Origin of the sequence: Microvirga arsenatis, from assembly GCF_009910705.1 — a bacterium.
GTDB classification, from domain to species: Bacteria; Pseudomonadota; Alphaproteobacteria; order Rhizobiales; family Beijerinckiaceae; genus Microvirga; species Microvirga arsenatis.
In genome coordinates, this window is record NZ_JAAAXJ010000014.1 from 54,644 (window position 1) to 77,811 (window position 23,168).

The 23,168-nt window shown below is 65.5% G+C and carries 22 protein-coding genes; 14 read left to right on the plus strand and 8 right to left on the minus strand.

What is annotated here, in order from left to right:
* The first annotated feature begins 133 nt into the window (after nucleotides 1-133).
* From GR303_RS19295 to GR303_RS19310, 4 genes are all read left to right on the plus strand, one after another.
* The gene (locus GR303_RS19295) at nucleotides 134-1,669 is read left to right on the plus strand and encodes an amino acid permease (protein ID WP_161724964.1); all 1,536 of its coding nucleotides are present in this window, start codon (nucleotides 134-136) and stop codon (nucleotides 1,667-1,669) included.
* A 61-nt stretch (nucleotides 1,670-1,730) separates the two neighbouring features.
* On the plus strand, nucleotides 1,731-3,101 hold the full coding sequence (locus GR303_RS19300) for a glutamine synthetase family protein (protein WP_161724967.1): 1,371 nt from the start codon (nucleotides 1,731-1,733) through the stop codon (nucleotides 3,099-3,101).
* 215 nt (nucleotides 3,102-3,316) lie between these two features.
* A complete protein-coding gene (locus tag GR303_RS19305; RefSeq protein WP_161724970.1) occupies nucleotides 3,317-4,708 on the plus strand; it encodes an aldehyde dehydrogenase family protein in 1,392 nt (463 codons plus the stop codon).
* 11 nt (nucleotides 4,709-4,719) lie between these two features.
* Nucleotides 4,720-5,883 carry an iron-containing alcohol dehydrogenase gene (locus GR303_RS19310; RefSeq protein ID WP_161724972.1) on the plus strand — a complete coding sequence of 388 codons (1,164 nt, stop codon included), beginning with the start codon at nucleotides 4,720-4,722 and terminating at the stop codon, nucleotides 5,881-5,883.
* Here GR303_RS19310 and GR303_RS19315 read toward each other — a convergent pair.
* Both GR303_RS19315 and GR303_RS19320 read right to left on the minus strand, forming a co-directional pair.
* Nucleotides 5,880-6,251 carry an MmcQ/YjbR family DNA-binding protein gene (locus GR303_RS19315; protein WP_161724974.1) on the minus strand — a complete coding sequence of 124 codons (372 nt, stop codon included), beginning with the start codon at nucleotides 6,249-6,251 and terminating at the stop codon, nucleotides 5,880-5,882. The genes GR303_RS19310 and GR303_RS19315 overlap by 4 nt on opposite strands.
* Nucleotides 6,252-6,404: 153 nt before the next feature.
* A complete protein-coding gene (locus GR303_RS19320; RefSeq protein ID WP_161724976.1) occupies nucleotides 6,405-7,001 on the minus strand; it encodes an NADPH-dependent FMN reductase in 597 nt (198 codons plus the stop codon).
* A gap of 103 nt (nucleotides 7,002-7,104) precedes the next feature.
* Between GR303_RS19320 and GR303_RS19325 the strand changes: the two genes are divergently transcribed.
* Complete coding sequence (locus GR303_RS19325; RefSeq protein WP_161724978.1) at nucleotides 7,105-7,506, plus strand: winged helix-turn-helix transcriptional regulator; 402 nt, start codon at nucleotides 7,105-7,107, stop codon at nucleotides 7,504-7,506.
* 9 nt (nucleotides 7,507-7,515) lie between these two features.
* Here GR303_RS19325 and GR303_RS19330 read toward each other — a convergent pair whose 3' ends face one another.
* On the minus strand, nucleotides 7,516-8,175 hold the full coding sequence (locus GR303_RS19330) for an HAD family hydrolase (RefSeq protein ID WP_161724980.1): 660 nt from the start codon (nucleotides 8,173-8,175) through the stop codon (nucleotides 7,516-7,518).
* Nucleotides 8,176-8,344: 169 nt separating this feature from the next.
* Here GR303_RS19330 and GR303_RS19335 point away from each other — a divergent pair, with 169 nt between their 5' ends.
* Nucleotides 8,345-9,112 (plus strand): potassium channel family protein, encoded by a 768-nt coding sequence (locus GR303_RS19335; RefSeq protein WP_161724982.1) that lies wholly within the window; start codon nucleotides 8,345-8,347, stop codon nucleotides 9,110-9,112.
* Nucleotides 9,113-9,114: 2 nt separating this feature from the next.
* On the opposite strand, the gene GR303_RS19340 is transcribed toward GR303_RS19335, so the two are convergent.
* From GR303_RS19340 to GR303_RS19355, 4 genes are all read right to left on the minus strand, one after another.
* On the minus strand, nucleotides 9,115-10,218 hold the full coding sequence (locus GR303_RS19340) for an ABC transporter ATP-binding protein (RefSeq protein ID WP_246205695.1): 1,104 nt from the start codon (nucleotides 10,216-10,218) through the stop codon (nucleotides 9,115-9,117).
* A 5-nt stretch (nucleotides 10,219-10,223) separates the two neighbouring features.
* Nucleotides 10,224-12,410 carry an ABC transporter permease gene (locus GR303_RS19345; protein ID WP_161724984.1) on the minus strand — a complete coding sequence of 729 codons (2,187 nt, stop codon included), beginning with the start codon at nucleotides 12,408-12,410 and terminating at the stop codon, nucleotides 10,224-10,226.
* A gap of 106 nt (nucleotides 12,411-12,516) precedes the next feature.
* Complete coding sequence (locus tag GR303_RS19350) at nucleotides 12,517-13,557, minus strand: ABC transporter substrate-binding protein (RefSeq protein ID WP_246205696.1); 1,041 nt, start codon at nucleotides 13,555-13,557, stop codon at nucleotides 12,517-12,519.
* A 130-nt stretch (nucleotides 13,558-13,687) separates the two neighbouring features.
* Nucleotides 13,688-14,482, minus strand: coding sequence for an inositol monophosphatase family protein (locus GR303_RS19355; protein ID WP_161724988.1), 795 nt, complete (start codon nucleotides 14,480-14,482; stop codon nucleotides 13,688-13,690).
* Between the two features lie 195 nt (nucleotides 14,483-14,677).
* Between GR303_RS19355 and GR303_RS19360 the strand changes: the two genes are divergently transcribed.
* From GR303_RS19360 to GR303_RS19395, 8 genes are all read left to right on the plus strand, one after another.
* Nucleotides 14,678-15,103, plus strand: coding sequence for an NUDIX hydrolase (locus GR303_RS19360; RefSeq protein ID WP_161724989.1), 426 nt, complete (start codon nucleotides 14,678-14,680; stop codon nucleotides 15,101-15,103).
* Nucleotides 15,104-15,241: 138 nt separating this feature from the next.
* A complete protein-coding gene (locus tag GR303_RS19365) occupies nucleotides 15,242-16,414 on the plus strand; it encodes a zinc-dependent alcohol dehydrogenase (protein WP_161724991.1) in 1,173 nt (390 codons plus the stop codon).
* A 12-nt stretch (nucleotides 16,415-16,426) separates the two neighbouring features.
* Nucleotides 16,427-17,002 (plus strand): cyclase dehydrase, encoded by a 576-nt coding sequence (locus GR303_RS19370; protein WP_161724993.1) that lies wholly within the window; start codon nucleotides 16,427-16,429, stop codon nucleotides 17,000-17,002.
* 8 nt (nucleotides 17,003-17,010) lie between these two features.
* Entirely contained in the window at nucleotides 17,011-17,460 is a 450-nt protein-coding gene (locus tag GR303_RS19375) for a DUF488 domain-containing protein (protein ID WP_161724995.1), read from the plus strand.
* A gap of 41 nt (nucleotides 17,461-17,501) precedes the next feature.
* On the plus strand, nucleotides 17,502-18,044 hold the full coding sequence (locus GR303_RS19380) for an MOSC domain-containing protein (RefSeq protein WP_161724997.1): 543 nt from the start codon (nucleotides 17,502-17,504) through the stop codon (nucleotides 18,042-18,044).
* A 305-nt stretch (nucleotides 18,045-18,349) separates the two neighbouring features.
* Nucleotides 18,350-20,161 carry an ABC transporter ATP-binding protein gene (locus tag GR303_RS19385; RefSeq protein WP_161724999.1) on the plus strand — a complete coding sequence of 604 codons (1,812 nt, stop codon included), beginning with the start codon at nucleotides 18,350-18,352 and terminating at the stop codon, nucleotides 20,159-20,161.
* Between the two features lie 43 nt (nucleotides 20,162-20,204).
* Nucleotides 20,205-20,702, plus strand: coding sequence for a GAF domain-containing protein (locus GR303_RS19390; protein WP_161725001.1), 498 nt, complete (start codon nucleotides 20,205-20,207; stop codon nucleotides 20,700-20,702).
* Nucleotides 20,703-20,709: 7 nt separating this feature from the next.
* Nucleotides 20,710-22,002 (plus strand): NAD(P)/FAD-dependent oxidoreductase, encoded by a 1,293-nt coding sequence (locus GR303_RS19395; RefSeq protein ID WP_161725003.1) that lies wholly within the window; start codon nucleotides 20,710-20,712, stop codon nucleotides 22,000-22,002.
* A 314-nt stretch (nucleotides 22,003-22,316) separates the two neighbouring features.
* Here the strand turns inward: GR303_RS19395 and GR303_RS19400 are convergent.
* Nucleotides 22,317-23,168 (minus strand): M10 family metallopeptidase C-terminal domain-containing protein (locus GR303_RS19400; protein ID WP_201752144.1); only part of this gene is annotated, 852 nt, incomplete at its 5' end.

Below are 23,168 nucleotides of genomic sequence, written 5' to 3' on the forward strand. Positions count from 1 at the left end.
ATGATGCGCCGCTTGAGAATGGGAGCATCGGACCCAGAAGTGAAATCCACTTTTGGGTCCGATGCTCTGATGACGGGCGCGGCGCATGACGTGCCGTGGCCCGAGAGGCAGACACTTCTTGGAGGAAGAGACGATGTCAGTCGGACAAGGAAATCCCGGGGTTCACGCCCCGCCAGCCGGGGTGCAGAACGCCGCCGGCGTCACCTACACCACGGTGGATGAAAGCTACTTCGAAGCGCGGCGCCTCAAGCGCCACGCCCGCGTCTGGTCGCTCTGGGCGCTGGGCGTCGGCGCGGTGATCTCGGGCCATTACTCGGGTTGGAACCTCGGCTTGGTCAATGGTTTCGGCTCCATGTTCTTCGCTACCATCATCATCGCCGTCATGTATCTGGGCCTGACTTTCTCGCTTGCCGAGATGTCGCCGGCCCTGCCGCATACGGGCGGCGCCTATTCCTTCGCCCGCACCTCGATGGGGCCGTGGGCAGGCTACATCACGGGCATCGCGGAGAACATCGAGTTCGTGCTGACGCCGGCCGTGATCGTTTTCTTCATCAGCGCGTATCTCGGCACGATCTTCGAGACCGCACCGGCCTTCCAACCCGTCTACTGGATCTTATTCTATGCCTTGTTCGTCGGCCTCAACATCGTCGGCGTCGAGCTCTCGTTCAGGGTCACGGTGGGCGTCACGGTGGCGGCGCTTGCGGTGCTGGCCTTCTTCTACGCCTCGGTGCTGTTCTCCGGCCAGTTCGACTTCTCGCGCTGGGCCTTGAACATCGGGCCCGACGGAGCGGAATTGCCGAACGGCGGCGGGCCGTTCCTGCCCCATGGCGCCCTTGGTATCCTGGCTTCGCTGCCCTTCGCGGTGTGGCTGTTCCTTGCCATCGAACAGCTGCCGCTCGCAGCGGAAGAGTCGCACGATCCTCAAGCCGACATGCCGAGGGGCATCATCGCCGGCATCCTGACCCTTATCGCCTCGGCGTTCCTCGTGCTGTTCCTGAACACAGGCATCGCGCCAGGCGCAGCGGGGCTGGGCAAGTCCAGCGAGCCGCTGCTCGACGGTTTCCGCACCCTGTTCGGGACGGACATCGCCAAGATCCTGGCGGCGATCGCGGTGGTCGGCCTGATCGCCTCGTTCCACACGATCATCTTCGCCTTCGGGCGGCAGATCTACTCGCTGTCGCGGGCGGGCTACTTCCCGAGCTTCCTATCGGTGACTCATGGCGAGCGCAAGTCGCCGCATGTTGCCTTGATCGCGGGCGCCGTAGCGGGTCTCGCCGTCATGATGATCATCTGGTTCTCGATGGGAGCCGAAGCCAGTAACTCCATCATCGGTGCGACGCTCCTGAACATGGCGGTGGCGGGCGCGATGCTGGCCTACTTCATGCAGGGCATGTCCTACATCGTGCTGAAGAGGAAGTTCCCGAACCTGCACCGCCCTTACAAAAGCCCCTTCGGCATCGCGGGCGCGGCGATCTGCATGATCATCGCCGCCGTGACGCTGGTGTTCCAGCTCACGGACCCTGTGTTCCAGACCGCCGTCATCGGCGTTGCGGTCTACTATGCGGTGATGATGGCTTACTTCCTGCTCGTGGGGCGGCACAAGCTGATCCTCTCGCCCGAGGAGGAGTTTGCGCTCACCAAGGGCGAGAGCGAGTACAAGTCCTACTGATACGAACGGGAGCGCGCCGCCGGCGCGCTCCCATCTCCCATTCCCGGACAAGGTTCTTCGTATGGACGCTCCCAAGATCAAGAATGCCGCCGATGCCATGGAATATGTGCGCAGCCGCGACCTGCCGTTCGTGAAGATCGGCCTCACGGACGTGGACGGCATCATGCGCGGCAAGTACATGGCCCGCGACAAGTTCGAGTCCGCTCTCGAAAAGGGGTTCGGTTTCTGCGACGTGGTGCTGGGCTGGGACTCCAACGATCAGCTCTACGACAACACCACGCTCACCGGCTGGCATACGGCCTATCCCGATGCGACGGCGCGGGTGATCCCGGAATCCATGCGGCTCATTCCCTTCGAGAACGACCTGCCGTTCTTCCTGGCCGAGTTCGAGGGCTATGCGGAGGCAGCCTGCCCGCGCGGCGTCCTGCGCCGTGTGCTCAAGAAGGCGGAGGATATGGGCTTCGCCGTGTCGGCCGCCGCCGAGTTCGAGTTCTTCCTCTTCGAGGAGACGCCGCATTCCGTGCGCGAGAAGAGCTATCGCGACCTCAAGAACATCACGCCGGGCTTCTTCGGCTACTCGGTGCTGCGCTCCGGCGTCCACGCGGATTTCTACCATGAGCTGCTCGACCTCGGAAAGAAGATGGATTTCGAGATCGAGGGCCTGCACACCGAAACCGGGCCCGGCGTGCTGGAGGCCGCGATCCGCGTCGACGACGCGCTGAACGCGGCCGACAAGGCGGCTCTGTTCAAGACATACATCAAGATCCTGGCCCAGCGCCGCGGCTGGATGGCGACCTTCATGGCCAAATGGTCGCGCGACTGGCCCGGCCAGTCCGGCCACCTGCACTCGTCCCTGCGGGACCTGAGAACGGGCAAGGGCGCCTTCTACGATGCCCAGGCCAAGCACGGCATGTCGGAGATCATGCGGTGGTATGTGGGCGGCCAGCAGAAGCTCATGCCCGAAATCCTGGCCATGGTCGCCTGCACGGTGAACAGCTACACCCGGCTCATCCCCGGCTTCTGGGCTCCCACCGATTCCGCCTGGGGCGTGGAGAACCGCACCACGGCGCTCCGCGTCATCCCGGGCTCGGAGAAGTCGCAGCGCGTGGAGTACCGGGTGGCGGCCGCCGACATCAACCCCTACATCGCGCTCGCCGCCGCCATCGGCTCGGGGCTGTGGGGCATCGAGAACCGGGTCGACCCAGGCGAGCCGATTGAAGGAAACGCCTATGCGGTCGAGCACCCGAAGGAGCGGGCCCTGCCGCGCTCCCTCGGCGAGGCCGCCGAGCGGCTGAAGGGCTCGCAGGCCGCGCGCCAGCTCTTCGGCGACACCTTCGTGGACCATTACGCCGCAACCCGCGAATGGGAGGAACGCGAGGCGCGCAAGGCTATCACCGATTGGCAGCTCGCCCGTTACTTCGAGATCATTTAAGAGTTCAGGAAGGCATCAAGAGCCAAGCGCATTCTTCCCTCCCCTTGCGGGGAGGAGCAGGGGGTGGGGGTCGAAAGGTCGGAGCGCTTCGTCGTCGCTCAGGTTTGAGTCTGATACAGCGTCTGACTGGTTCGATCCCTCACCCGGCTGCACCACCCCCACCCCTTACCCCTCCCCGCAAGGGGGAGGGGATCATTGCTGAAGGAGACGGCCTTATGGCCGATACCGATATCGTCTGCATTTCCCCCATCGACGGACGCGAGCTCGTCCGCCGTCCCATCATGTCCGAAGCCGCCATCGATGCGGCGATTGCCTCCGCCCGCGAGGCGCAGAAGGCCTGGCGCAACGCCACCGTCGCGGAGCGCGCCGGCAAGGTTTCGGCCTTCCTCGACGCGCTGCTTGCCATGAACCAGGAGGTGGTGCCCGAGATCGCCCAGATGATGGGCCGCCCGGTGCGCTATGGCGGCGAGTTCCGCGGCGTCGAGGAGCGGGCGCGCTACATGATCTCCATCGCCGAGAAGAGCCTGCAGCCGATCCCCGCGGATGACGAGAAGCCGGGCTTCCGCCGCATGATCAAGCGCGAGCCGGTGGGCCTCGTCTTCGTGATCGCGCCCTGGAACTATCCGTATCTCACCGCCATCAACACCATCGTCCCCGCGCTCATGGCGGGCAACGCGGTGCTCCTCAAGCATGCCTCGCAGACGGTGCTCGCCGGCGAACGCTTCCAGATGGCCATGGACCGGGCCGGCATGCCGAAGGGCCTGTTCCAGAACATGCATCTCTCCCACGACCAGACGAGCCGGATCCTGGGCTCCGGTCTCGTCGATCACTGCAACTTCACCGGCTCCGTTTCCGGGGGACGCTCCATCGAGCGCGCGGCGGCGGGCTCCTTCACCTCGCTCGGCCTCGAGCTCGGCGGCAAGGACCCGGCCTATGTGCGCGAGGACGCCGACCTCGATCACGCCATCGAGAACCTCGTCGACGGCGCCTTCTTCAACTCGGGTCAATGCTGCTGCGGCATCGAGCGCATCTATGTGCACGAGAAGCACTACGACCGCTTCGTCGAGGGTGCGGTCGATCTCGTGAACAGGTATGTGCTGGGCAACCCGCTGGAGGAAGCAACGACGCTCGGCCCGATGGCGCACAAGCGCTTCGCCGATCTCGTGCGCCAGCACAATGCCGAAGCCGTCGCCAAGGGCGCAAAGGCCCATATCGACACGAAGCGCTTTGCGGCGGATACCGGCGACACCGCCTATCTCGCGCCGCAGGTGCTCACCGATGTCGATCACTCCATGAGCGTCATGCGCGAGGAGAGCTTCGGCCCCACCGTCGGCATCATGAAGGTGAGCGGCGACGAGGAGGCGATCCGCCTCATGAACGACTCGCCCTACGGTCTCTCCGCCGCCATCTGGACCTCGGACATCGATGCGGCGGAATCCATCGGCGAGAAGCTCGAGACCGGCACCGTGTTCATGAACCGCTGCGACTATCTCGACCCGGCCCTCGCCTGGACCGGCGTGAAGGATACGGGCCGCGGCGCGAGCCTGTCGCGGCTGGCCTACGAGTCCCTCACCCGTCCGAAATCCTACCACCTCCGTCAGATCTGATCGAAAGCATCATGACCACCTCTCCCCGCTCCAACTGGAACTACCCCACCGCCGTGCGCTTTGGCGCAGGCCGCATCTCCGAACTCGCCGAGGCCTGCAAGTCCGTGGGCATGCAGGCGCCGCTCATCGTGACGGATCCGTTCCTGGCTGCGCAGCCGATGACGAAGGCGGCGCTCGACCAGCTGATCTCCGCTGGCCTGAAGGCTGCCATCTTCTCCGACATCAAGCCGAACCCGGTCGAGACCAATGTCTACAAGGGGCTCGAGGCCCTGAAGGCCGGCCAGCACGATGGCGTCGTCGCCTTCGGCGGCGGCTCGGCGCTCGATGCCGGCAAGGTCATCGCCTTCATGGCGGGCCAGACCCGGCCCATGTGGGATTTCGAGGATATCGGCGACTGGTGGACCCGTGCCGATCCGAAAGGCATCCAGCCGATCGTCGCCGTGCCGACCACCGCCGGCACGGGCTCGGAGGTGGGCCGGGCCGGCGTGATCACCCAGGAGGCGACGCACACCAAGAAGGTGATCTTCCATCCCCTCATGATGCCGAAGATCGTGATCTGCGATCCGGAGCTGACGGTGGGCATGCCGCCCCACATCACGGCGGGCACCGGTCTCGACGCGCTCGCGCACTGCATCGAGGCCTATTGCGCGCCGGGCTATCACCCTCTTGCCGACGGCATCGCGGTCGAAGGCATCCGCCTCGTGAAGGAGTACCTGCCGCGCGCCTACAAGGACGGCAAGGACATCGAGGCCCGGGCGCAGATGATGTCGGCCGCCGCCATGGGAGCCACCGCCTTCCAGAAGGGGCTTGGCGCCATTCACGCCCTGTCGCACCCGACCGGCGCGCTCTACGACACCCATCACGGCCTGACCAATGCGGTCTTCATGCCCTACGTGCTGGTCTATAACCGCAAGGCCATCGAGGAGCGGATCGCGCGGCTCGCCGCCTATATCGGCCTTGAGCCCTCGTTCCAGGCTTTCCTCGACTGGGTGCTGCAGCTGCGCAGGGACCTCGGCGTGCCGCATACGCTGGAGGGCCTTAAAGTGGACAGCGCCCGCTTCGACGAGATGTCGGAGATGGCGCCGAACGACCCCACAGCCGGCGGCAATCCGGTGCCGATCACCAAGGAAAGCGCGCGAAAGCTGTTCGAGGATGCCCTGGCCGGACGAGTCTAGGCCCGATCCCGGCCTGTCGAGGCGGCTGGCGCGGAGCCAGCCGCCCGCATGACAAGGCTTTTGGGCGCCACAGTGCTCCAGGCAGCGAACAGGGCGCTTTGCAGCGTCACCTCGTCGGTGAGCGTCAGATTGACATTCGTCCAGCCCTGAAGGCCCCACTTGCCCGGTACGGGAGCAAAGACAAGCGGCTCGGCCTCGACACGGATCTGCTGATCTTCAGGGGTGAGCTTCACGACGGCACGATGCTCGCCCAGATGGAGCGTCGCGAAGATCTTGCTCCGCACGCGAAAGTCCGGGCGATCCATGTGAGCGCTCTCGCTCGTTTCCGGCAGAGCGAGGGCAAGACGGCGAACGTCGTCCGGTGTCATGTCGTTCCCTTCGCGAGATCGGTCGTATCCTGGGCCGCGGGAACAGCGTTTTCAAGCTTCGCAAGCCCGGCCTTCCCTGATCGCTCGGAGCGGACGAAAAGGCGCCGCCAGGTGTTCCGGCGGCGCCTTTTGTCCAGACGGCGCTTTCGTCGCTTAAGCCGCCGCCTTCAGGGGAGCCTTGCGCTCCGCCCGGAGCGGCCTGAGCGCCTCCGTCCAGCGGGCAAGCTCGTCGAGCATGGTTGCGGCCGAGGTCCTGTAGATCTCGGGAGCATTGAGCTTGCCGTTCTCGTCCAGGTTCTGGAACACCATCGGCATGGGCACGCCTTCCGGGATCGGCATCATCTTCAAGGTCGTGACGATCTGCTTGGCCACCTGGACCGAGCGCAGGCCGCCCGAGATGCCGCCATAGCTCACGAAGCCGGCAGGCGCGTAGTTCCATTCGCGCGACAGGTAGGTCAGCGCGTTCACGAGGGCCGGCGGCGGAGCGTAGTTGTATTCGGGCGTCACGAACACGAAGGCATCGGCCGCGGACACGCTCTTCGCCCATGCCTTGGTGTGGGCATGGTGGTAGCTCTGCTTTATCGGATGCTCGGGCTCGTCGAAGACCGGCAGGTTGAACTCGGCCAGATCGACCAGGACCGGCTCGAACTTGCCATGCTCGGCTGCATACTCGCTGAACCATTGGGCGACGCTGGGGCCGACCCGGCCGGGGCGTGTGCTGGCGACGATGATGTGAAGCTTGGGCTTCATGGGTTTTCCTTGGTTTGCAATCGAAACTGGGAACAATTAAGTTCCCTTTTGTTACCAAGGACCATTAAGTAACTTCAGAAGCATTCCGCAAGGAGGCACTTTCATGTCACCCAGTCACATCCATGTGCCCACCGACTGCCGGACCGTGACGGAAATCCTGTCGCGGGTCGGCGACAAGTGGAGCGTTCAGGTCGTGGTTCAGCTGGGCGAAGGACCTAAGAGATTCAACGAGTTGCGCCGCCTCGTGACCGGGATCTCCCAGCGGATGCTGACCCTGACGCTGCGCGGATTGGAGCGTGACGGGCTCGTCACGCGCACCGTCTACCCGACCATTCCGCCCCGGGTGGATTACCAGCTCACAGACCTGGGTTGCTCCCTGCTCAAGACTGTGCGGGCGCTGGGGGACTGGGCGATCCAGAACCGGGACGAGATCCTGGCCGCCCGGCGGCGGTTCGACGAGGCGGGCGTGAGCGATTTCGAACGGGAGCGGTCCGACGCGGCCTGAGCCGAGGCCTCAGGCTGCGATCCTGCGCTCCAGCACTTCCCAGAGCGCCCGGTCGCGGAAGGTCCCGATGGTGCCGTCGGCTCCGTGCTTGGTGAGCTCGGTCGCGCTAAGACCCGTCAGAACGCCGAAGGACACCAGTCCCGCAGCCTTGGCGGCTCTCATCCCGGAGGGGGAATCTTCGAAGGCGATGGCCTCCTCCGCCCGAATGCCGAGCCGCTCCAGGGCCGTGAGGTAGGGCAGGGGATCGGGCTTGCCGCGGGCAACCTGATCGATGGTGATCTTGACCTCGAACCGGTCGGTGATGCCCAGGATGTCGAGGATATGGGTCGCGTTCAGGAGCGGAGCATTGGTGACGAGGGCCAGCCTGATGCCTCGGGCCTCGGCCCAGGCGAACAGGTCCAGAAGGCCCTCCAGGGGCTTGAGCTCGAGCGCCAGACGCCGGAAGGCGGCCTCCTTGCGCTCCGCGTAGGCCTCGTGCTGCTCGACCGGCAGGTGGGGCAGGAGGGTGGCGAAGATCGACTCGTTGGTATGGCCGATGATCGAGGTGCGATACAGGTGCTCGTCGATCACGATGCCTTCGGGACCCAGGGTCTCCGCGAAAGCTTTGAGGTGGACCGGATCGCTGTGGACCAGGGTTCCATCCATGTCGAAGATCAAGGCTTTCAGCATCGTCCGTCTCTTGGAATTCTAGGGCGTGAGGGGTGATAGCGTGCTGCACCTCAAAAGGCACCCCGTTGGAATTGCATCCCTGCTCTATAGATATTCAAGGCATCGATAAACTGTTTCGTGTGACCTTGCCCATGGTTCCCGGTCTTCCGTCAACGCACGAGCGGCCCCGATGCGGCTGATCGACAAGCTCAGGCTGCTCTACGAAGGGGACACCCCGGAGGCGCACCGCTTCCGCTATGCCCTGCTGGTGTTCGACATCACCACGGTCGCCTTCATCGTCGCTTCGTCCTTCCTGCCTCATTCTCCCGCGGTCCAGATCGCCGATGTGGTGATCGGCCTCTTCGTACTGGCCGACTTCTCGGCACGCCTGGCGATCAGCCAGAACCGATGGAAGGATTTCCTGCACCCGACAACCCTGGCCGATGTGGCGGCCATCGTGTCGTTCCTCGCTCCCATCGTGGGCGAGGGAATCGGCTTCCTGCGCATCCTGCGGACGGTGCGGCTCCTGCGCACCTATCAGCTGCTCGCGCGCCTGCGTGCCGACAGCGTCTTCTTCCGCCGCAACGAGGAGCTGATCATCGCCTCCGTCAACCTGGGTGTCTTCATCTTCATCATGACCGGCTTTGTCTATGAGACGCAGCACAGGGCCAACGACAAGATCAACAACTATGTGGATGCGCTCTACTTCACCATGGCGGCGCTGACCACGACGGGCTTCGGCGACATCACGCTGACGGGAACCCTGGGACACCTGATTTCGGTCGTCATCATGATCTTCGGCGTGACGCTGTTCCTGCGTCTGGTGCAGGTTCTCCTCAGGCCGAACAAGGTCAAGTATCCTTGCCCGGTCTGCGCCCTTCAGCGCCATGACCGGGACGCGGTTCACTGCAAGGCCTGCGGCACCATCCTCAACATTCCGGACGAGGGCGTGATCTAGGGTCAGGCATCCGGAATGATCGCGACGCCCCGCTGCGGGGCAAAGGAGATCGACACGGGGGTGCCCGGCGCAATCGGCTCCTTGCGCCCGTGCTGCACCACGAACAGGCTCCCGATGGGGCTCTCCACGTCGTATTCCACCTGGGTGCCGAGGTAGGAAGCCTTGCGAACCGAACCGGCGAGCGCGCCGGTTCGGACGGTCTCGTCGAGCAGGATGGCGTCGGGCCGGACGGCGAGCTTCACGGCACCCTGGCCGACGCCCCGGTGGGGGAGCTCGAGGCCGAGGGAACCGATCCGTACCTGACCCATGGCGCCGGCGACGCTCACGAGATCGCCCGCAATGATGTTGGCGTCGCCGATGAAGTCGGCCACGAACAGGTTGGCCGGCTCCTCGTAGAGCTCGCGCGGGGTGCCCGTCTGGGCGATGCGCGCATTCGACATCACGATGATATGGTCGGAGACGGCAAGCGCCTCCTCCTGGTCATGGGTGACATAGGCGACCGTGAGGTTGAGGCTCTGCTGCAATTCGCGGATGTCCTCGCGCACCCGCCGCCGCAGCTTGGCGTCCAGATTGGAGAGCGGCTCGTCGAAGAGCAGGACCTGCGGTTCGAGCACGAGGGCGCGGGCCACCGCCACGCGCTGCTGCTGACCGCCGGAGAGCTCCGAAGGCGCCCGCTTCTCCAGCCCTTTCAGGCCGATGAGCTCGAGCTTCTCCATCGCCATCGCATAGGCGTCCTTCTTCGGTACGCCCTGGACGGAAGGGCCGTAGGCTACGTTCTCCAGCACGGACATGTGCGGGAAGAGGGCGTAGGACTGGAACACCATGCTCACGTCCCTGTCGGCGGCGGACAGGTTCGTCACGTCGCGCCCGCCGATCAGGATCTGGCCTTCGCTCGCCATCTCGAGGCCTGCGATCATGCGAAGCGTCGTGGTCTTGCCGCAGCCGGAAGGGCCGAGCAGGGTCACGAGCCGGCCGGGCTCGATCGTGAAGGAGACGCTGTCCACCGCCGTGACGTTGCCGTAGCGCTTCGTCACGTTGCGGAATTCAACGGACGCGGCCTGCTTCCTGGCGGCCATGGGGCGGGAGAGGGAGGAGACGGAGGGCATCGTGTTCATGGAACCGCCTGGACGGCAACGGGAGAGGGAGCGGTGCTCGCGCTGCGGCGCCCGAGGCGCCGCTCGCCGACGGCGAGCTGGATCGCCACGATGGCGAGCAGCATGACGACGATGAGCACGGTGGAATACGCGATGGCAAGGCCGAACTCGCCCGCCTCGACGCGGCCGACGATGTAGGTCGTCGCCATGTTGTACTCGGCGGTGACGAGGAAGATCACGGCGCTCACGGCCGTCATGGCGCGCACGAAGGAATAGACGAGGGAAGCGACGATGGCCGGCCTGAGCAGCGGCAGCACCACGCGGCGCATGGTGGTGGCCGAGCGCGCGCCGAGAGTCAGGGAGGCCTCGTCCAGGCTCTTGTCGATCTGGCTCAAGGTGGCGATGCCCGAGCGCACGCCCACCGGCATGTTGCGGAACACGAAGCACATCACGAGGATGAAGCCCGTGCCGGTGATCTCGATGGGCGGCACGTTGAAGGCGAGGATGTAGGACACGCCGACGACGGTGCCGGGAATGGCGAAGCTGAGCAGGGTGCCGAACTCGAAGGAGCGCTGGCCGGAAAAACGCTGCCGGGTGAGGAGATAGGCCGTCAGCAGCCCGATGGCGGCGGTGAGCGGGGCCGAGAGCGCCGCGACCTTCACCGTGGCGAAGAAGGAATCCCAGGCGGAGCCCGAGAAGTACAGCCCCGAACCGGAGCGCTCGATGCGGAACGCGGTGAGGAAATGCTCGAGGGTCGGCGTGTAGTCGCGCCCCATCGAGCGCACGAAGGCGCCGACCCCGATCATGACGTAGATGACGACCGTGAACATGGCCCAGGGGATCGCCGTCAGGTAGGAGGCCAGCGCCACCCGCCGCGGCAGCGGCAGCGGAATGCCTGAGTCGCCCTTGCCGGTCACCGTGGTGTAGACCTTCTTGCCGAGCCAGGCATGCTGCAGCCAGAAGGCGCCGAGGGTGAAGGCGAGCAGGATGATGGAGAGAACCGCGGCGCGGCCCTGATCCTGCTGTGCGCCCACCACCGCAAAGAAGATCTTGGTGGAGAGCACCTCGTAATTGCCGCCGAGAACCAGGGGATTGCCGAAATCGGCGAGGCTCTCCACGAAGCCGAGGAGGAAGGCGTTGGCGAGGCCCGGGCGCATGAGCGGCAGCGTCACGGTCCAGAATGTCGTCCAGCTCTTGGCGCGCAGGGTCTGCGAGGCCTCCTCCAGGGTCGGGCTGATGCCCTGCACGACGCCGATGAGCACGAGGAAGGCGATGGGCGTGAAGGCGAGGAGCTGGGCGATGAGCACGCCGGGCAGGCCGTAGATCCAGCGCGAGCGCGGGATGCCGAACCAGTCCCACAGCACGGCGGAGAGGGCGCCGGAACGGCCGAAGAGCAGGATCAGGGCGAGGCCGATCACGAAAGGCGGCGTGATGATGGGCAGCACGCTCATCACGCGCAGGAGCTTCTTGTAGCGAAAGCCCGTGCGGGTCGCGATCAGCGCGAAGGCAAGGCCCAAGGCCGTGGTGCCGACGCCCACGAGCAGGCCGAGGAAGAGGGTGTTCCAGGCTACGCCGCAGCGCAGGTTGCTCGACAGGCAGTCGAGCCCCCAGATCGACTTGTCGAGGAACTTCGCGACGAACTCTGCGGGTGCGAAGTTGCCGTTGTTGTCGGCGAATGCACTCGCGAGAATGGTCGTGACAGGAAAGAAGACGAAGACGGTGATCAAGGCGATCACGACGCCGATGGAGGAGGTGACGAAGGCATCGCCGCGGCACCATCCGCGGGCGGCAAGGCCGTGGCAGAGAACGATCAGGAAGGCGGTCGAGGTCAGGGCGGCCCCATAGCCCATGCCGGCCTGCCGCGGCCCCGGCTCGCCGAAGGCGCTCCGGAGGATGTCGAGGGTCCAGCCGTTGAGGCCGATGGCAAAGCCCTGGAGAATGATGAGTGCCAGGCCGGAAAGCCCCGCTGCGACGAGCCATCGGCCCTTCGTTGCCTCGCCGGCGCGCAGAACGGGCACCAGGGCCATGCCGAGCGGCACGAGGATGGGCAGAAGCCACCAGGCGCCGCGCAGGCCATGCACCAGGGCCGATCCGCTCACGAAGTAATCGGAGACGGACGAGGCGGCGCCGTTGAAGCCGTACCAGGGAAGGAGGGCGAAGCCGACCCAGCCCAGAACGATCCAGCCAAGGGTTGCCCGTGACATGTTTCGGCTCCCGCGCACGGCCGACAAAAGGGGTCGACCATCCCACCGCGTTGAAAGAAAAAGCTCCGGCGAGGCCGATCGCCTCGCTGGAGCATGCTCGGGCCGACTATTTCGGCAGGTTCTTCACCTCGTTGTCCCACTTGGACAGGAGGCGCTTGCGCTCGGCGGAGGAGCCGTACTTTGCGAAGTCGAAGTTGATCAGCTTGATGTCGGTGAGCTTCGGAGCCTGGGGCGGAACCGGCGTGTTCTTGTTCGACGGCACCTGGTAGGACTTGGCGTCGGCGCCGAGCTTCTGCGCATCGGCCGTGAGCGCCCAGTCGTAGAACTTCTTGGCGCTGTCCATGTTCTTGGCGCCCTTGATGATCGACATGGAGCCGATCTCGTAACCCGTGCCTTCGCAGGGCGCCACGACCTTCACAGGAGCCTTGTCGACCACCATCGTCACCATGTCGTGCATGAAGGTGATGCCGGCCGTGGTCTCGCCCAGCGCCACCGCCTTGGCGGGCGCCGCGCCCGATTTGGTGTACTGGTTGACGTTCTTGTGCAGGGCCTTGAGGTACTCGAAGCCCTTGTCCTCGCCCATGATCTGCACGATGGTGGCGAGAAGCGTATAGGCCGTGCCGGAGGAGTTCGGATCGGCGACCTGCACCTCGTCCTTCAATTCAGGCTTGAGCAGATCCGCCCAGCACTTCGGCTCGGGGATCTTCTTGGACTGGACGAGATCGGTGTTGTAGCCGAAGCCGAGCGCGCCCGAGTAGATGCCGACGGTGCGGTTCTTGGACTGCTCCCACTGGCGCACGGCCCAATCCTGCAGCTCGCTCATCTTCGGCGACTTGTATTCCTCGGTCAGGCCCTCTTCGGCTGCCTGCATGTGCGGGTCGCCGGTGCCGCCCCACCATATGTCGGCGCGGGGGTTCTGGGACTCGGCCTTGACCTGCGCATAGATCTCGCCGGAGCTCTTGCGGGTCATAGAAACCTTGATCCCGGTCTCCCGCTCGAAGGCGGTGGTCATCGCGCGGCACCACTCCTCCTGCACGCCGCAATACATGACCAGCGCGCCCTGGGCCCGGGCCGATCCGGCGGCCATGAACGACAGGGCCGTGATGGCGCCCGCCATGGCGGTGGCTGCAGCAAAGGATTTCTTCAGGCTCATCTTTATCCTCCCGTTTGGTATGCTTGTTATCGTTTCTTGGCCGGCTAAGCTCCCCCCAATGCGGCGGCGGGTCAAGTGCCTTGCCGGTCGTCCAAAGCCGAATCTTTGGAATGAGATGCCGGCCTCACGGCTCCTTGGCGATCCCTGTCGCCTGCATGAGGGCGTCCGCCAGCTCAGGGGTGCAGGCCAGGACGGGGTTGCCGTTGCGCAAGCCGTCCTTGGCCAGGAAGTTGTTGGTCCAGCCGCCCGCCTCCTCGATGATCAGCAGGCCCGCCAGGGCATCCCAGGAATTGATATGGAGCTCGCAATAGGCGTCGATGCGCCCGTCGGCGACATAGGCCAGGCCTAGGGTGCCGGAGCCTGCCCGGCGCACGTTGGCGCCCCCGGTCTTCAGCCTGTCGACCACGGCGATGTACGGCTCGGGCGGCAGGCGCGGCGACCAGCCGGCCTCCACGGTGGCCTGGTTCATGGCGGCAAGGCCGCTCACCCGGATCGGCTCGCCGTTGAGGATGGCGCCGCGTCCGCGCTGGGCGGTGTAGAGCTCCGCATGCATCACGTCGTAGATCACGCCGATCTCGACCCGGTTGTCGCGCACGAAGGCGATGGAGATGGCGAAATGCGGGATGCCGCGGGCGAAGTTCGCCGTGCCGTCGATGGGATCCACCACCCACACGTCGCGCTCGAACGAGCCGCCGCCCTCCTCGCCGAAGAAGGAATCCTCCGGAAACAGGCCGCTCAGGCGGTTGCGGATCAGCTCCTCCACCTCCGCATCGGTCGCGGTCAGGAAGTCCTGCGGCCCCTTGAAGTCCGGCCTTTGGGATCGCGGGCGCTCCAGGAAGCGCTTGCGCGCCAGCACGCCGGCCTCCCGCGCGATGGCGCAGGCGGCGGCAAATCTCATGTCCAGGCTGTCGGTCGTCATGGTGCGCGGTCGTCCTTCGGGATCAAAAGGCGGAGCTTCGTTGTTATGAGGCGGTCACGGAGTTTTGAGAGGATGGAGAATCGTATGAGGAGGCGAGCCTCCACAACAACTTCATAGCCTACAATAAACTCTTTCTTAGCCGGCTCAAATCATCTACGTTACATACTAACCCAGCAGGAATCCTACTCTCGTCGAATGGCACAGACCGAAAAAGAAGAACTCAGCCAGGTCGCGGCGCTTCCCTTCCGGATCAGGGATGGAAGGGTCGAGGTGCTGCTCGTCACGTCGCGGGAGACGAAGCGCTGGCTGATCCCCAAGGGATGGCCCATGAAGGGCAAGAAGCCCCACAAGGCGGCGGCGCAGGAGGCCGAGGAGGAGGCCGGCGTCAAGGGCGAGATCAAGGACAAGCCCCTCGGCTCCTACGATTACTGGAAGCGCCGATCGGCGCATTTCGACCTGTGCCGCGTCAATGTCTATCCGCTCGAGGTGTCCAAGCAGCTCAAGTCCTGGCGGGAGAAGGGGCAGCGCAGGGCGCAGTGGTTCGATGTGGAGGAGGCGGCCCACCAGGTGCTGGAACCGGCGCTCGCCGATCTCATCCGCTCCCTGCCCCAGCATGTCTGATCCCGCGACGCGGAGGAGGTAGGCAGCAGTTTCTGAGGCGGCCCAGGGAACGCAAAGCTCCCGAAGAAGTCTTACCCATGACGAAAGAGGTCGAGCGGCGAAGCTCGGCTATTTTCCTGGCATGTGAGGGAGGCTTCGATGAAGGCGCTTGTTTGGCACGGCACCACCGACATCCGCTGCGATTCGGTTCCCGACCCCCAGATCGAGCATCCCCGCGATGCGATCGTCAAGGTGACGAGCTGCGCCATCTGCGGCTCGGATCTTCACCTCTACGACCATTTCATGCCGGGCATGAAGTCGGGCGACATCATGGGCCACGAATTCATGGGCGAGGTGGTTGATGTTGGAGCCGAGGCAAAGGGAGCTTTGAAAGTCGGTGACCGTGTGGTCGTGCCCTTCACCATCATCTGCGGCGAGTGCGATCAGTGCAAACGCGGCAATTTCTCGGTCTGCGAGCGGACGAACCGCAATGGCCATATCGCCGCCAAGGCCTTCGGGCACACCACGGCCGGCCTTTTCGGCTATACACATCTGACCGGCGGCTATCCGGGCGGCCAAGCCGAATATGTCCGTGTTCCCTTCGCTGACAAGACTCATGTGAAGATCCCGAATGGGCTCACTGACGAGCAAGTGCTGTTTCTCGGAGATATCTTCCCCACCGGCTGGCAGGCGGCGGTGCAGTGCGACATCGAGCCGACCGACACGGTGGCGATCTGGGGTGCGGGCCCCGTCGGACAGATGGCGATCCGCAGTGCAGTCCTGCTCGGCGCCAAGCAGGTCATCGCCATCGACCGGGTCCCCGAGCGCCTGGACATGGCACGCGCCGGCGGCGCGATCACGATCAACTTCGACGAGGAGAGCGTGATCGAGCGCCTGAACGAGCTCACCAACGGCAAGGGGCCGGAGAAGTGCATCGATGCAGTCGGCATGGAGGCGCACGCCGCCGGCACGGTCGACGCCATGTACGACCGAGTCAAGCAGGCCGCCATGATGGAGACGGACCGGCCGCACGTGCTGCGCGAGATGGCCTATGTCTGCCGCCCGGCCGGGACGCTCTCGATCCCGGGCGTCTACGGCGGCCTGCTCGACAAGATCCCCTTCGGCGCGATCATGAACAAGGGCCTCACCATCCGCACGGGCCAGACGCACGTGAACCGCTGGACCGACGACCTCCTGCGCCGCATCGAGGAGGGACAGATCGATCCGTCCTTCGTCATCACCCACACGGTGCCCCTCGATCAGGGGCCCGAGATGTACAAGGTCTTCCGTGACAAGCAGGACGGCTGCATCAAGGTCGTCCTCAAGCCCTAAAGAGGAGCCATCATGCGCTACGAAACCGAAAGAACGCGCCGCCGCGGTCATGCCGACACGGCCACCGACACCCTGGCCCGCGGCCTCGGTCTGTTCTCGATTGCTCTCGGCATCGCCGAGATCGCCGCGCCGCGCGCCTTGGCGCGGGCGCTCGGGATGAAGGGGCAGGAGGGGCTGATCGCAGGCTACGGCGTGCGCGAGATCGCCACCGGCATCGGCATTCTCGCCTCGAAGGATCCGACGCCCTGGATCTGGGGCCGCGTGGCGGGCGACGGGCTCGACCTGGCAACGCTGGCGACGGCGCTCGAGGGCAATAACCCGAAGAAGACCAATGTGGGCATCGCCATGGCGGCGGTCGCCGGTGTGACGGCCCTCGACGTCTATTGCGCCCAGACGCTCAGCCGCGAGAGCCCGCATCCGCTGCCGCCGATGCAGGACTACTCGGACCGTACCGGCTACCCCAAGGGCATCGAGCAGTCCCATGGCGCGGCGCGGGATTTCGAGGTGCCGAGAGATTTCCGCGCGCCCGAGGCCATGCGGCCTTACACCCAGCCGGAGGCTCCGCAGCGTCCGATGCCGTCCATGTAGCGTAAGGCATGGCCAAACCGCAGGTTTTCACGATCGGATACGAGGGGGCGGACGTGGGCCGCTTCCTCGCCACCTTGAAGGATGCAGGCGTCGCGACGCTCGCGGATGTGCGCGCCGTCGCGCTCTCGCGCAAGCGCGGGTTCTCGAAATCCGCCCTGCGCGATGCGCTGGAAAGCCAAGGCATCGGCTACCGGCATTTCATCCAGCTCGGCACGCCCAAGGAGGGGCGCCAGGCCGCCCGCGCCGGGGACGGCGCCCTCATGCGGCGGATCTACTGCGACGAGGTTCTCGCAACCGAGCCGGCTCAAGCTGCGTTCCGCGACTTGGAGGCATTGGCCGAAACCCAGCCGGTCTGCCTCCTGTGCTTCGAGCGCGACCCTGCCAATTGCCACCGTCGCGTCCTCGCCCAGCGATTGGCCGAGCGCGGCTTCGAGACGGTGGATCTCACGGTTCTCTGACGCTACAAGGCAGGAACACGCAGAAGAGAGTGGGCCTTGTCATGAATGCAATCGTTCTGGCCGTGAGCAGCAGCTCCAGCCACAGCTTCGGCAAGCCTACCAGAACCTCCATCCGCCTCCTGAAGGGCCTCGGCATCGAGGGCGATGCCCATGCCGGCACAACGGTCAAGCATCGTTCGCGAGTCGCCAAGGATCCGAGCCAGCCGAACCTGCGCCAGGTCCACCTCATCCATGCGGAGCTCTTCGACGAGCTCGAAACCAAAGGCTTTGCCGTCTCCGCCGGCGAGATGGGCGAGAACGTCACCACGCGCGGCATCGATCTCCTGAATCTGCCCGCCGGCACGCGCCTGCTCCTCGGCGGGAGCGCCGTCGTGGAGCTGACCGGGCTGCGCAATCCCTGCGTCCAGATCGACCGCTTCCAGAAAGGGCTCATGAAGGCGGTGCTGGGCAAGGATGCGCAGGGCAACCTCATCCGCAAGTCCGGCGTGATGGGCATCGTCCTCGAAGGCGGCGATGTGAGGCCCGGTGACGAAATTCGCGTGGAACTGCCGCCCCAGCCGCATCGCCCTCTCGAAGTCGTATGAATTCTTCGGAGCGAATTGAAACAAAAGTGCGGTTGCCAAGTTGAACGAACTGCACTACTTTGCGCCTAGGTTTCATTTCCAAGAGAGGGAGGACTGCATGGCTTTTGTGTGCTTGCTGAACGTTCCTCCCGCGTCCCGCCCGAAATCCTAGGCTGGACCAGGCGGGGCTCCAAGGCCCGGCAACCCTGACTGAGCTTTCCATATCCTTGACCTTCGAGCGACCCCGGACGGGCTGATCCGCCGATCCCTATCGCTCCTCCATATTCGGGAGAGGTGCGCGCCTCGGGCGCCGCCTGCGTGCTTCCATGAACCAGAAGACGAAGAGCGGGGACGCGACCCGCGACGTGTTGAGATTCACGTTCCGCCATTGGCGGAGCGAGCCGCGCTACGTGGCGCTGATCGTCGTCACCATGATGGTCTCGACGCTCGCCGACGTGTTCATGCCGGTCTTCGCCGGCAGGCTCGTCGATGCCATCGCCATGGGCAGCAACGATCGTGACGGCGCCCTGCATGCGGCGCTGATCGCCTTCGCCTTCATGACGGGTCTCGGCCTCCTCATGATCGTCATGCGCCATCTTGCGTTCTACGGCATCGTGGAGCTGACGCTCCGCGTGATGGGACGCGTCGCGCAGGATGCGTTTGCGCGCGTGCAGCGCTTCTCGACCGACTGGCACGCCAATTCCTTCGCCGGCTCCACCGTGCGCAAGATCACGCGCGGCATGTGGGCGCTCGACCTGATGCACGACACGCTGCTGCTCGCGCTCCTGCCCTCGCTCACGGTGCTTGCGGGCTCGATGATCGTCCTGGGGCTGCGCTGGCCGGTGATGGGGCTCGTCATCGGTGCGAGCGCCTTAGGTTACATCCTGATGACGGCGCTGCTTTCCACCCTCTATGTCGCGCCCGCGGCGCGGCTCGCCAACGCCTGGGACACGCGTGTCGGCGGCACGCTGGCAGACGCCTTGAGCTGCAACCCGGTGGTGAAGGCCTTTGGGGCCGAGGCGCGGGAGGATTCGCGCCTCACCTGGGTGCTGAACAAGTGGCGGAAGCGCACGAGCCGTCTCTGGCAGCGCGGCACCAACAGCGGCACGGTGCAGTTCGTCGCGCTGCTCGGCATCCGTGCGGCCATCATCGGCACGGCGATCTGGCTGTGGTGGGAGAATCGCGCAACGCCGGGGGATATCGCCTATGTGCTCACGACCTACTTCGTGATCCACGGCTACTTGCGCGACGTGGGCATGCACATCAACAACCTGCGCCGCTCCGTGAACGACATGGAGGAGCTCATCGGTATCCATAGGGAGACCGTCGGCGTTCCCGATCGTCCGGGTGCGCGGCCGATCCGCATCGCACGGGGCGAGGTCGCCTTCGACCGCGTCACGTTCCACTATGCCGGCCATGACACGCCGCTCTACCGGAACCTGTCGCTGACGGTGCGTGCCGGCGAGCGCGTGGGCCTCGTGGGGCCGTCGGGCTCGGGCAAGACGACCCTCGTCAAGCTGATCCAGCGGCTCTACGACGTGACGGGCGGCAAGATCCGTATCGACGGCCAGAACATCGCTACGGCACAGCAGGCCTCCCTGCGGTCGCAGATCGCCATCGTGCAGCAGGAGCCGATCCTGTTCCACCGCACGCTCGCCGAAAACATCGCCTACGGACGGCCCGGCGCCGGCCTGGCGGAGATCGAGCGCGCAGCGCGGCTCGCCAATGCCCACGACTTCATCATGAGCCTCCCGAAGGGCTATTCCACCCTCGTGGGCGAGCGCGGCGTGAAGCTCTCCGGCGGCGAGCGCCAGCGCGTGGCCATCGCCCGTGCGTTCCTCGCCGATGCGCCCATCCTGATCCTCGACGAGGCGACCTCGGCGCTCGACTCGGAATCGGAGGTGCTGATTCAGCAGGCCATGGAGCGGCTCATGGTGGGGCGCACCTCCATCGTGATCGCCCACCGCCTCTCGACCGTGCGCGCCCTCGACCGCATCCTCGTCTTCGACAGGGGGCGGATCGTGGAGGAGGGGGACCACAACAGCCTCTACCGCAGGGGCGGGCTCTACCGGCGCCTCTGCGACCATCAGGGTCTCGACTTCGCCAGGGATCACCGGCCCGACATGGCGGCGGAATAGGCAATTCTGGACAGGGAGCGCCCGGACTCATAAGGAGAACTGCATGTTCGAAGTCAAAGACATTCCCCTTTCCGACAACAAGCGGGACTTCTATGCCTCGCTCGCCCAGCAGCTCACCGGGCTTCTGGAGGGCGAGCGGGACATGGTCGCCAACGCGGCCAACATGTCCGCGCTGATCTTTCAGTTCCTGCCCGACCTGAACTGGGCCGGGTTCTACTTCATGCGTGGGGGAGAGCTCGTGCTCGGCCCCTTCCAGGGCAAGACGGCCTGCGTGCGCATTGCCGTCGGGCGCGGCGTCTGCGGCACGGCGGTGGAGCGCCGGGAATCCATCGTGGTACCGGACGTTCACGCCTTCCCGGGCCACATCGCCTGCGACAGCGCCTCGCGCTCCGAACTCGTCGTGCCCCTCATCCGGGACGGGCAGGTCCTGGGCGTTCTTGACCTCGACAGCCCCAGTCCGAACCGCTTTGACGACGAGGATCGCGAGGGCTGCGAGAGGCTCGTGCAGATCTTCCTCGCGGCCACCGAGATCGCGCTTTAGTTCCCGCATGACGGCGCCCGCCTACATCGACACCTACTACAGCCGCACCCTCGCCACGCCGGAAACCTATCCTGCCGCGACGGGCCGGATCGAGGCGGATGTCTGCATCGTCGGCGGCGGGCTCGCAGGCCTCACGGCGGCGCTGAAGCTCGCCCGCAGCGGGCGCAAGGTGGTGCTCCTCGAGGCGCAACGCATCGGGTGGGGCGCCTCCGGGCGCAACGGCGGCTTCGTCTCGGCAGGCTACGCGACGGGGTTCTCGTCCATCGCGCGCCGCGTCGGCGAGGATCGGGCCAAGGCGCTGTTCCGCCTGTCGATGGAGGGCGTCGAGATCGTCCGCCGCGCCATCCAGGAGCTTGGCATCACGGATGCGGGGCTCGTTCCCGGCATCGCCAAGGCGCTGCGCTACGACTCCCGCGACGCCCTGCAGGCTTCCTGCGAGAGCCAGCAGCGCAACTTCGGACTGAAGCTGCGCTACCTGTCGCGGGACGAGGTGCGGAGCCTGTTCGTGTCACCGAAATACCATGAGGCCATCCTCGACGAGGACGCGTTCCACTTCCACCCGCTGAACTATGGGCGCGCTCTGGCCCGCGAGGCCGCGCGCCTCGGCGCTGCGATCCATGAGAACTCCGCGGTGATCTCGGCCGACCTGGATACGCCGCACAAGATCGTCAGGACGAAGGATGCGGAGGTTCGGGCCGGGCACGTCGTGTTCGCCACGGGAGGCTATACCGGTGCGGTGCTGCCGGCCCTGCGGCGCGCCTTCCTGCCGATCGCCACCTACGTGCTTCTGACGGAGCAGGCCCCGGAGCTGGTCCAGAGCGCCATCCGCACCCGGGCTGCGATCCTCGACGACCGCCGGGCCGGGGACTATTATCGCCTCGTCGACGGCGGCAGCCGCATTCTCTGGGGCGGCCGCATCACCACGCGCACCACCGATCCGCGGGACATCGCGGCTCTCCTGAGGCGGGAGATGGTGGCGACCTATCCGCAGCTGGCCGACCTGAAGGTGGAGGCTGCCTGGTCGGGGCTCATGGCCTACGCCCGGCACCTGATGCCCCAGATCGGACAGTGGAAGCCGGGCGTGTGGTATTGCACGGCCTTTGGCGGCCACGGCATGAATACCACCGCCATCGGCGGCACGGTGATTGCGGAGGGGATTGCGGGAGAGAGCGACCGCTATCGCCTCTTCGAACCCTTCGGCCTGTTATGGAACGGCGGCATTCTGGGCCGGGTGGCGGCTCAGCTCACCTACTGGAGCTATCAGGCCGCCGATGCCGCCAGGGAATTCCGCTCTCGCTGAGCGGAACCAAGCCGCTTCACATCTTGGCGGCCGAGGCGACGATCCAGAGGCAGCTGAAGCTGAAGGCAAGGCCGATCAGGTTCATCAGGTAGGCCAAGGCGTCATTGGCTGGATGGTGTTTGTGCGGGCGGTCCATCGCGTCCACTCGAAAGCCGGATACTTCCGCAAGGGAATTACGCTCAAGCTTCCGAACTGTCCAGATGGTTAAAAAAGAATTCCATCGGTCATTGGTCGTACCGCGGAAGGCCCTCAGCCCCTGCGCCTCTCTTCAGGGGAGGGCTGCCGTAGGTCGAGCCGCGGCCGAGCGGCCGGGCCTAGAGGTAGAAGTCGCCCTTAGAGAGGCTCGTGAGCCCCAGGACATGGATCGTGAAATCGGCCGTCTTGTCGCCGTTGACGTCGCCCGATACCGCATTGTCGGCGAAGCGGAGCTCACCGGCCTTGCCGCGGAACCCGAGGCTGCCGATGAAGGTGAAGGCCTGATCCCCGCCGCGGGACACATCGGCATCGATGAGGCGCAGGTCGATGTGATCCGAGCCACGTCGGAAATCGCTGACGGTGTCCGCGGACGAGCCGCGGGAATCGGCGCGGGACCGGAACAGGAAGACGTCCGCGCCGGTGCCGCCGACGAGCATGTCCTTCCCGCTGTCGCCGCAGAGCTTGTCGCTGCCCGTGCCGCCTTCCAGCGTGTCGTTCCCGCTCCGACCGGCGAGCGTGTCGTTGCCCGAGCCTCCGCAGATGCGGTTGGCCGAGCCGTTCCCGCTCAGCGTGTCGCCATAGGCGCTGCCGACTAGGTTCTCGATGCTGGAATAGGTGTCGCCCGAAGCGTCGCCGCGGTTCTTCGCGCCGACGGAAAGATCGGCCGTGACGCCGGACTTCGACGTGCTGTAGCTCGCCGTATCGGCTCCGGCGCCGCCGCTCAGCACGTCCTTGCCGCTCCCGCCGATCAGCACGTCGTTGCTGCTGAGCCCGTAGAGCTTGTCGTTGCCGGCGTTGCCGCGCAGCGTGTTGGCAGCCACATTGCCCTTGATGACATCGTTGGCGGAACCGCCGGTTGCGTTTTCGATGAGGGCGCGTGTGTCGCCCTGGTGGAGGAGGGCGTTGGCGATGGTGCCGGCGGCGAGCTTGGAGCCGTTCCAGTGCAGGCGGGCGAGCTGGGCAGGGGAGGT

What these genes read in the sequence shown, in the direction of transcription:
- GR303_RS19295 (WP_161724964.1), top strand. Translation starts at nt 134, where the DNA reads ATGTCAGTCGGACAAGGAAATCCCGGGGTTCACGCCCCGCCAGCCGGG.
- GR303_RS19300 (WP_161724967.1), top strand. Translation starts at nt 1,731, where the DNA reads ATGGACGCTCCCAAGATCAAGAATGCCGCCGATGCCATGGAATATGTG.
- GR303_RS19305 (WP_161724970.1), top strand. Translation starts at nt 3,317, where the DNA reads ATGGCCGATACCGATATCGTCTGCATTTCCCCCATCGACGGACGCGAG.
- GR303_RS19310 (WP_161724972.1), top strand. Translation starts at nt 4,720, where the DNA reads ATGACCACCTCTCCCCGCTCCAACTGGAACTACCCCACCGCCGTGCGC.
- GR303_RS19315 (WP_161724974.1), bottom strand. Translation starts at nt 6,251, where the DNA reads ATGACACCGGACGACGTTCGCCGTCTTGCCCTCGCTCTGCCGGAAACG.
- GR303_RS19320 (WP_161724976.1), bottom strand. Translation starts at nt 7,001, where the DNA reads ATGAAGCCCAAGCTTCACATCATCGTCGCCAGCACACGCCCCGGCCGG.
- GR303_RS19325 (WP_161724978.1), top strand. Translation starts at nt 7,105, where the DNA reads ATGTCACCCAGTCACATCCATGTGCCCACCGACTGCCGGACCGTGACG.
- GR303_RS19330 (WP_161724980.1), bottom strand. Translation starts at nt 8,175, where the DNA reads ATGCTGAAAGCCTTGATCTTCGACATGGATGGAACCCTGGTCCACAGC.
- GR303_RS19335 (WP_161724982.1), top strand. Translation starts at nt 8,345, where the DNA reads ATGCGGCTGATCGACAAGCTCAGGCTGCTCTACGAAGGGGACACCCCG.
- GR303_RS19340 (WP_246205695.1), bottom strand. Translation starts at nt 10,218, where the DNA reads ATGCCCTCCGTCTCCTCCCTCTCCCGCCCCATGGCCGCCAGGAAGCAG.
- GR303_RS19345 (WP_161724984.1), bottom strand. Translation starts at nt 12,410, where the DNA reads ATGTCACGGGCAACCCTTGGCTGGATCGTTCTGGGCTGGGTCGGCTTC.
- GR303_RS19355 (WP_161724988.1), bottom strand. Translation starts at nt 14,482, where the DNA reads ATGACGACCGACAGCCTGGACATGAGATTTGCCGCCGCCTGCGCCATC.
- GR303_RS19360 (WP_161724989.1), top strand. Translation starts at nt 14,678, where the DNA reads ATGGCACAGACCGAAAAAGAAGAACTCAGCCAGGTCGCGGCGCTTCCC.
- GR303_RS19365 (WP_161724991.1), top strand. Translation starts at nt 15,242, where the DNA reads ATGAAGGCGCTTGTTTGGCACGGCACCACCGACATCCGCTGCGATTCG.
- GR303_RS19370 (WP_161724993.1), top strand. Translation starts at nt 16,427, where the DNA reads ATGCGCTACGAAACCGAAAGAACGCGCCGCCGCGGTCATGCCGACACG.
- GR303_RS19375 (WP_161724995.1), top strand. Translation starts at nt 17,011, where the DNA reads ATGGCCAAACCGCAGGTTTTCACGATCGGATACGAGGGGGCGGACGTG.
- GR303_RS19380 (WP_161724997.1), top strand. Translation starts at nt 17,502, where the DNA reads ATGAATGCAATCGTTCTGGCCGTGAGCAGCAGCTCCAGCCACAGCTTC.
- GR303_RS19385 (WP_161724999.1), top strand. Translation starts at nt 18,350, where the DNA reads ATGAACCAGAAGACGAAGAGCGGGGACGCGACCCGCGACGTGTTGAGA.
- GR303_RS19390 (WP_161725001.1), top strand. Translation starts at nt 20,205, where the DNA reads ATGTTCGAAGTCAAAGACATTCCCCTTTCCGACAACAAGCGGGACTTC.
- GR303_RS19395 (WP_161725003.1), top strand. Translation starts at nt 20,710, where the DNA reads ATGACGGCGCCCGCCTACATCGACACCTACTACAGCCGCACCCTCGCC.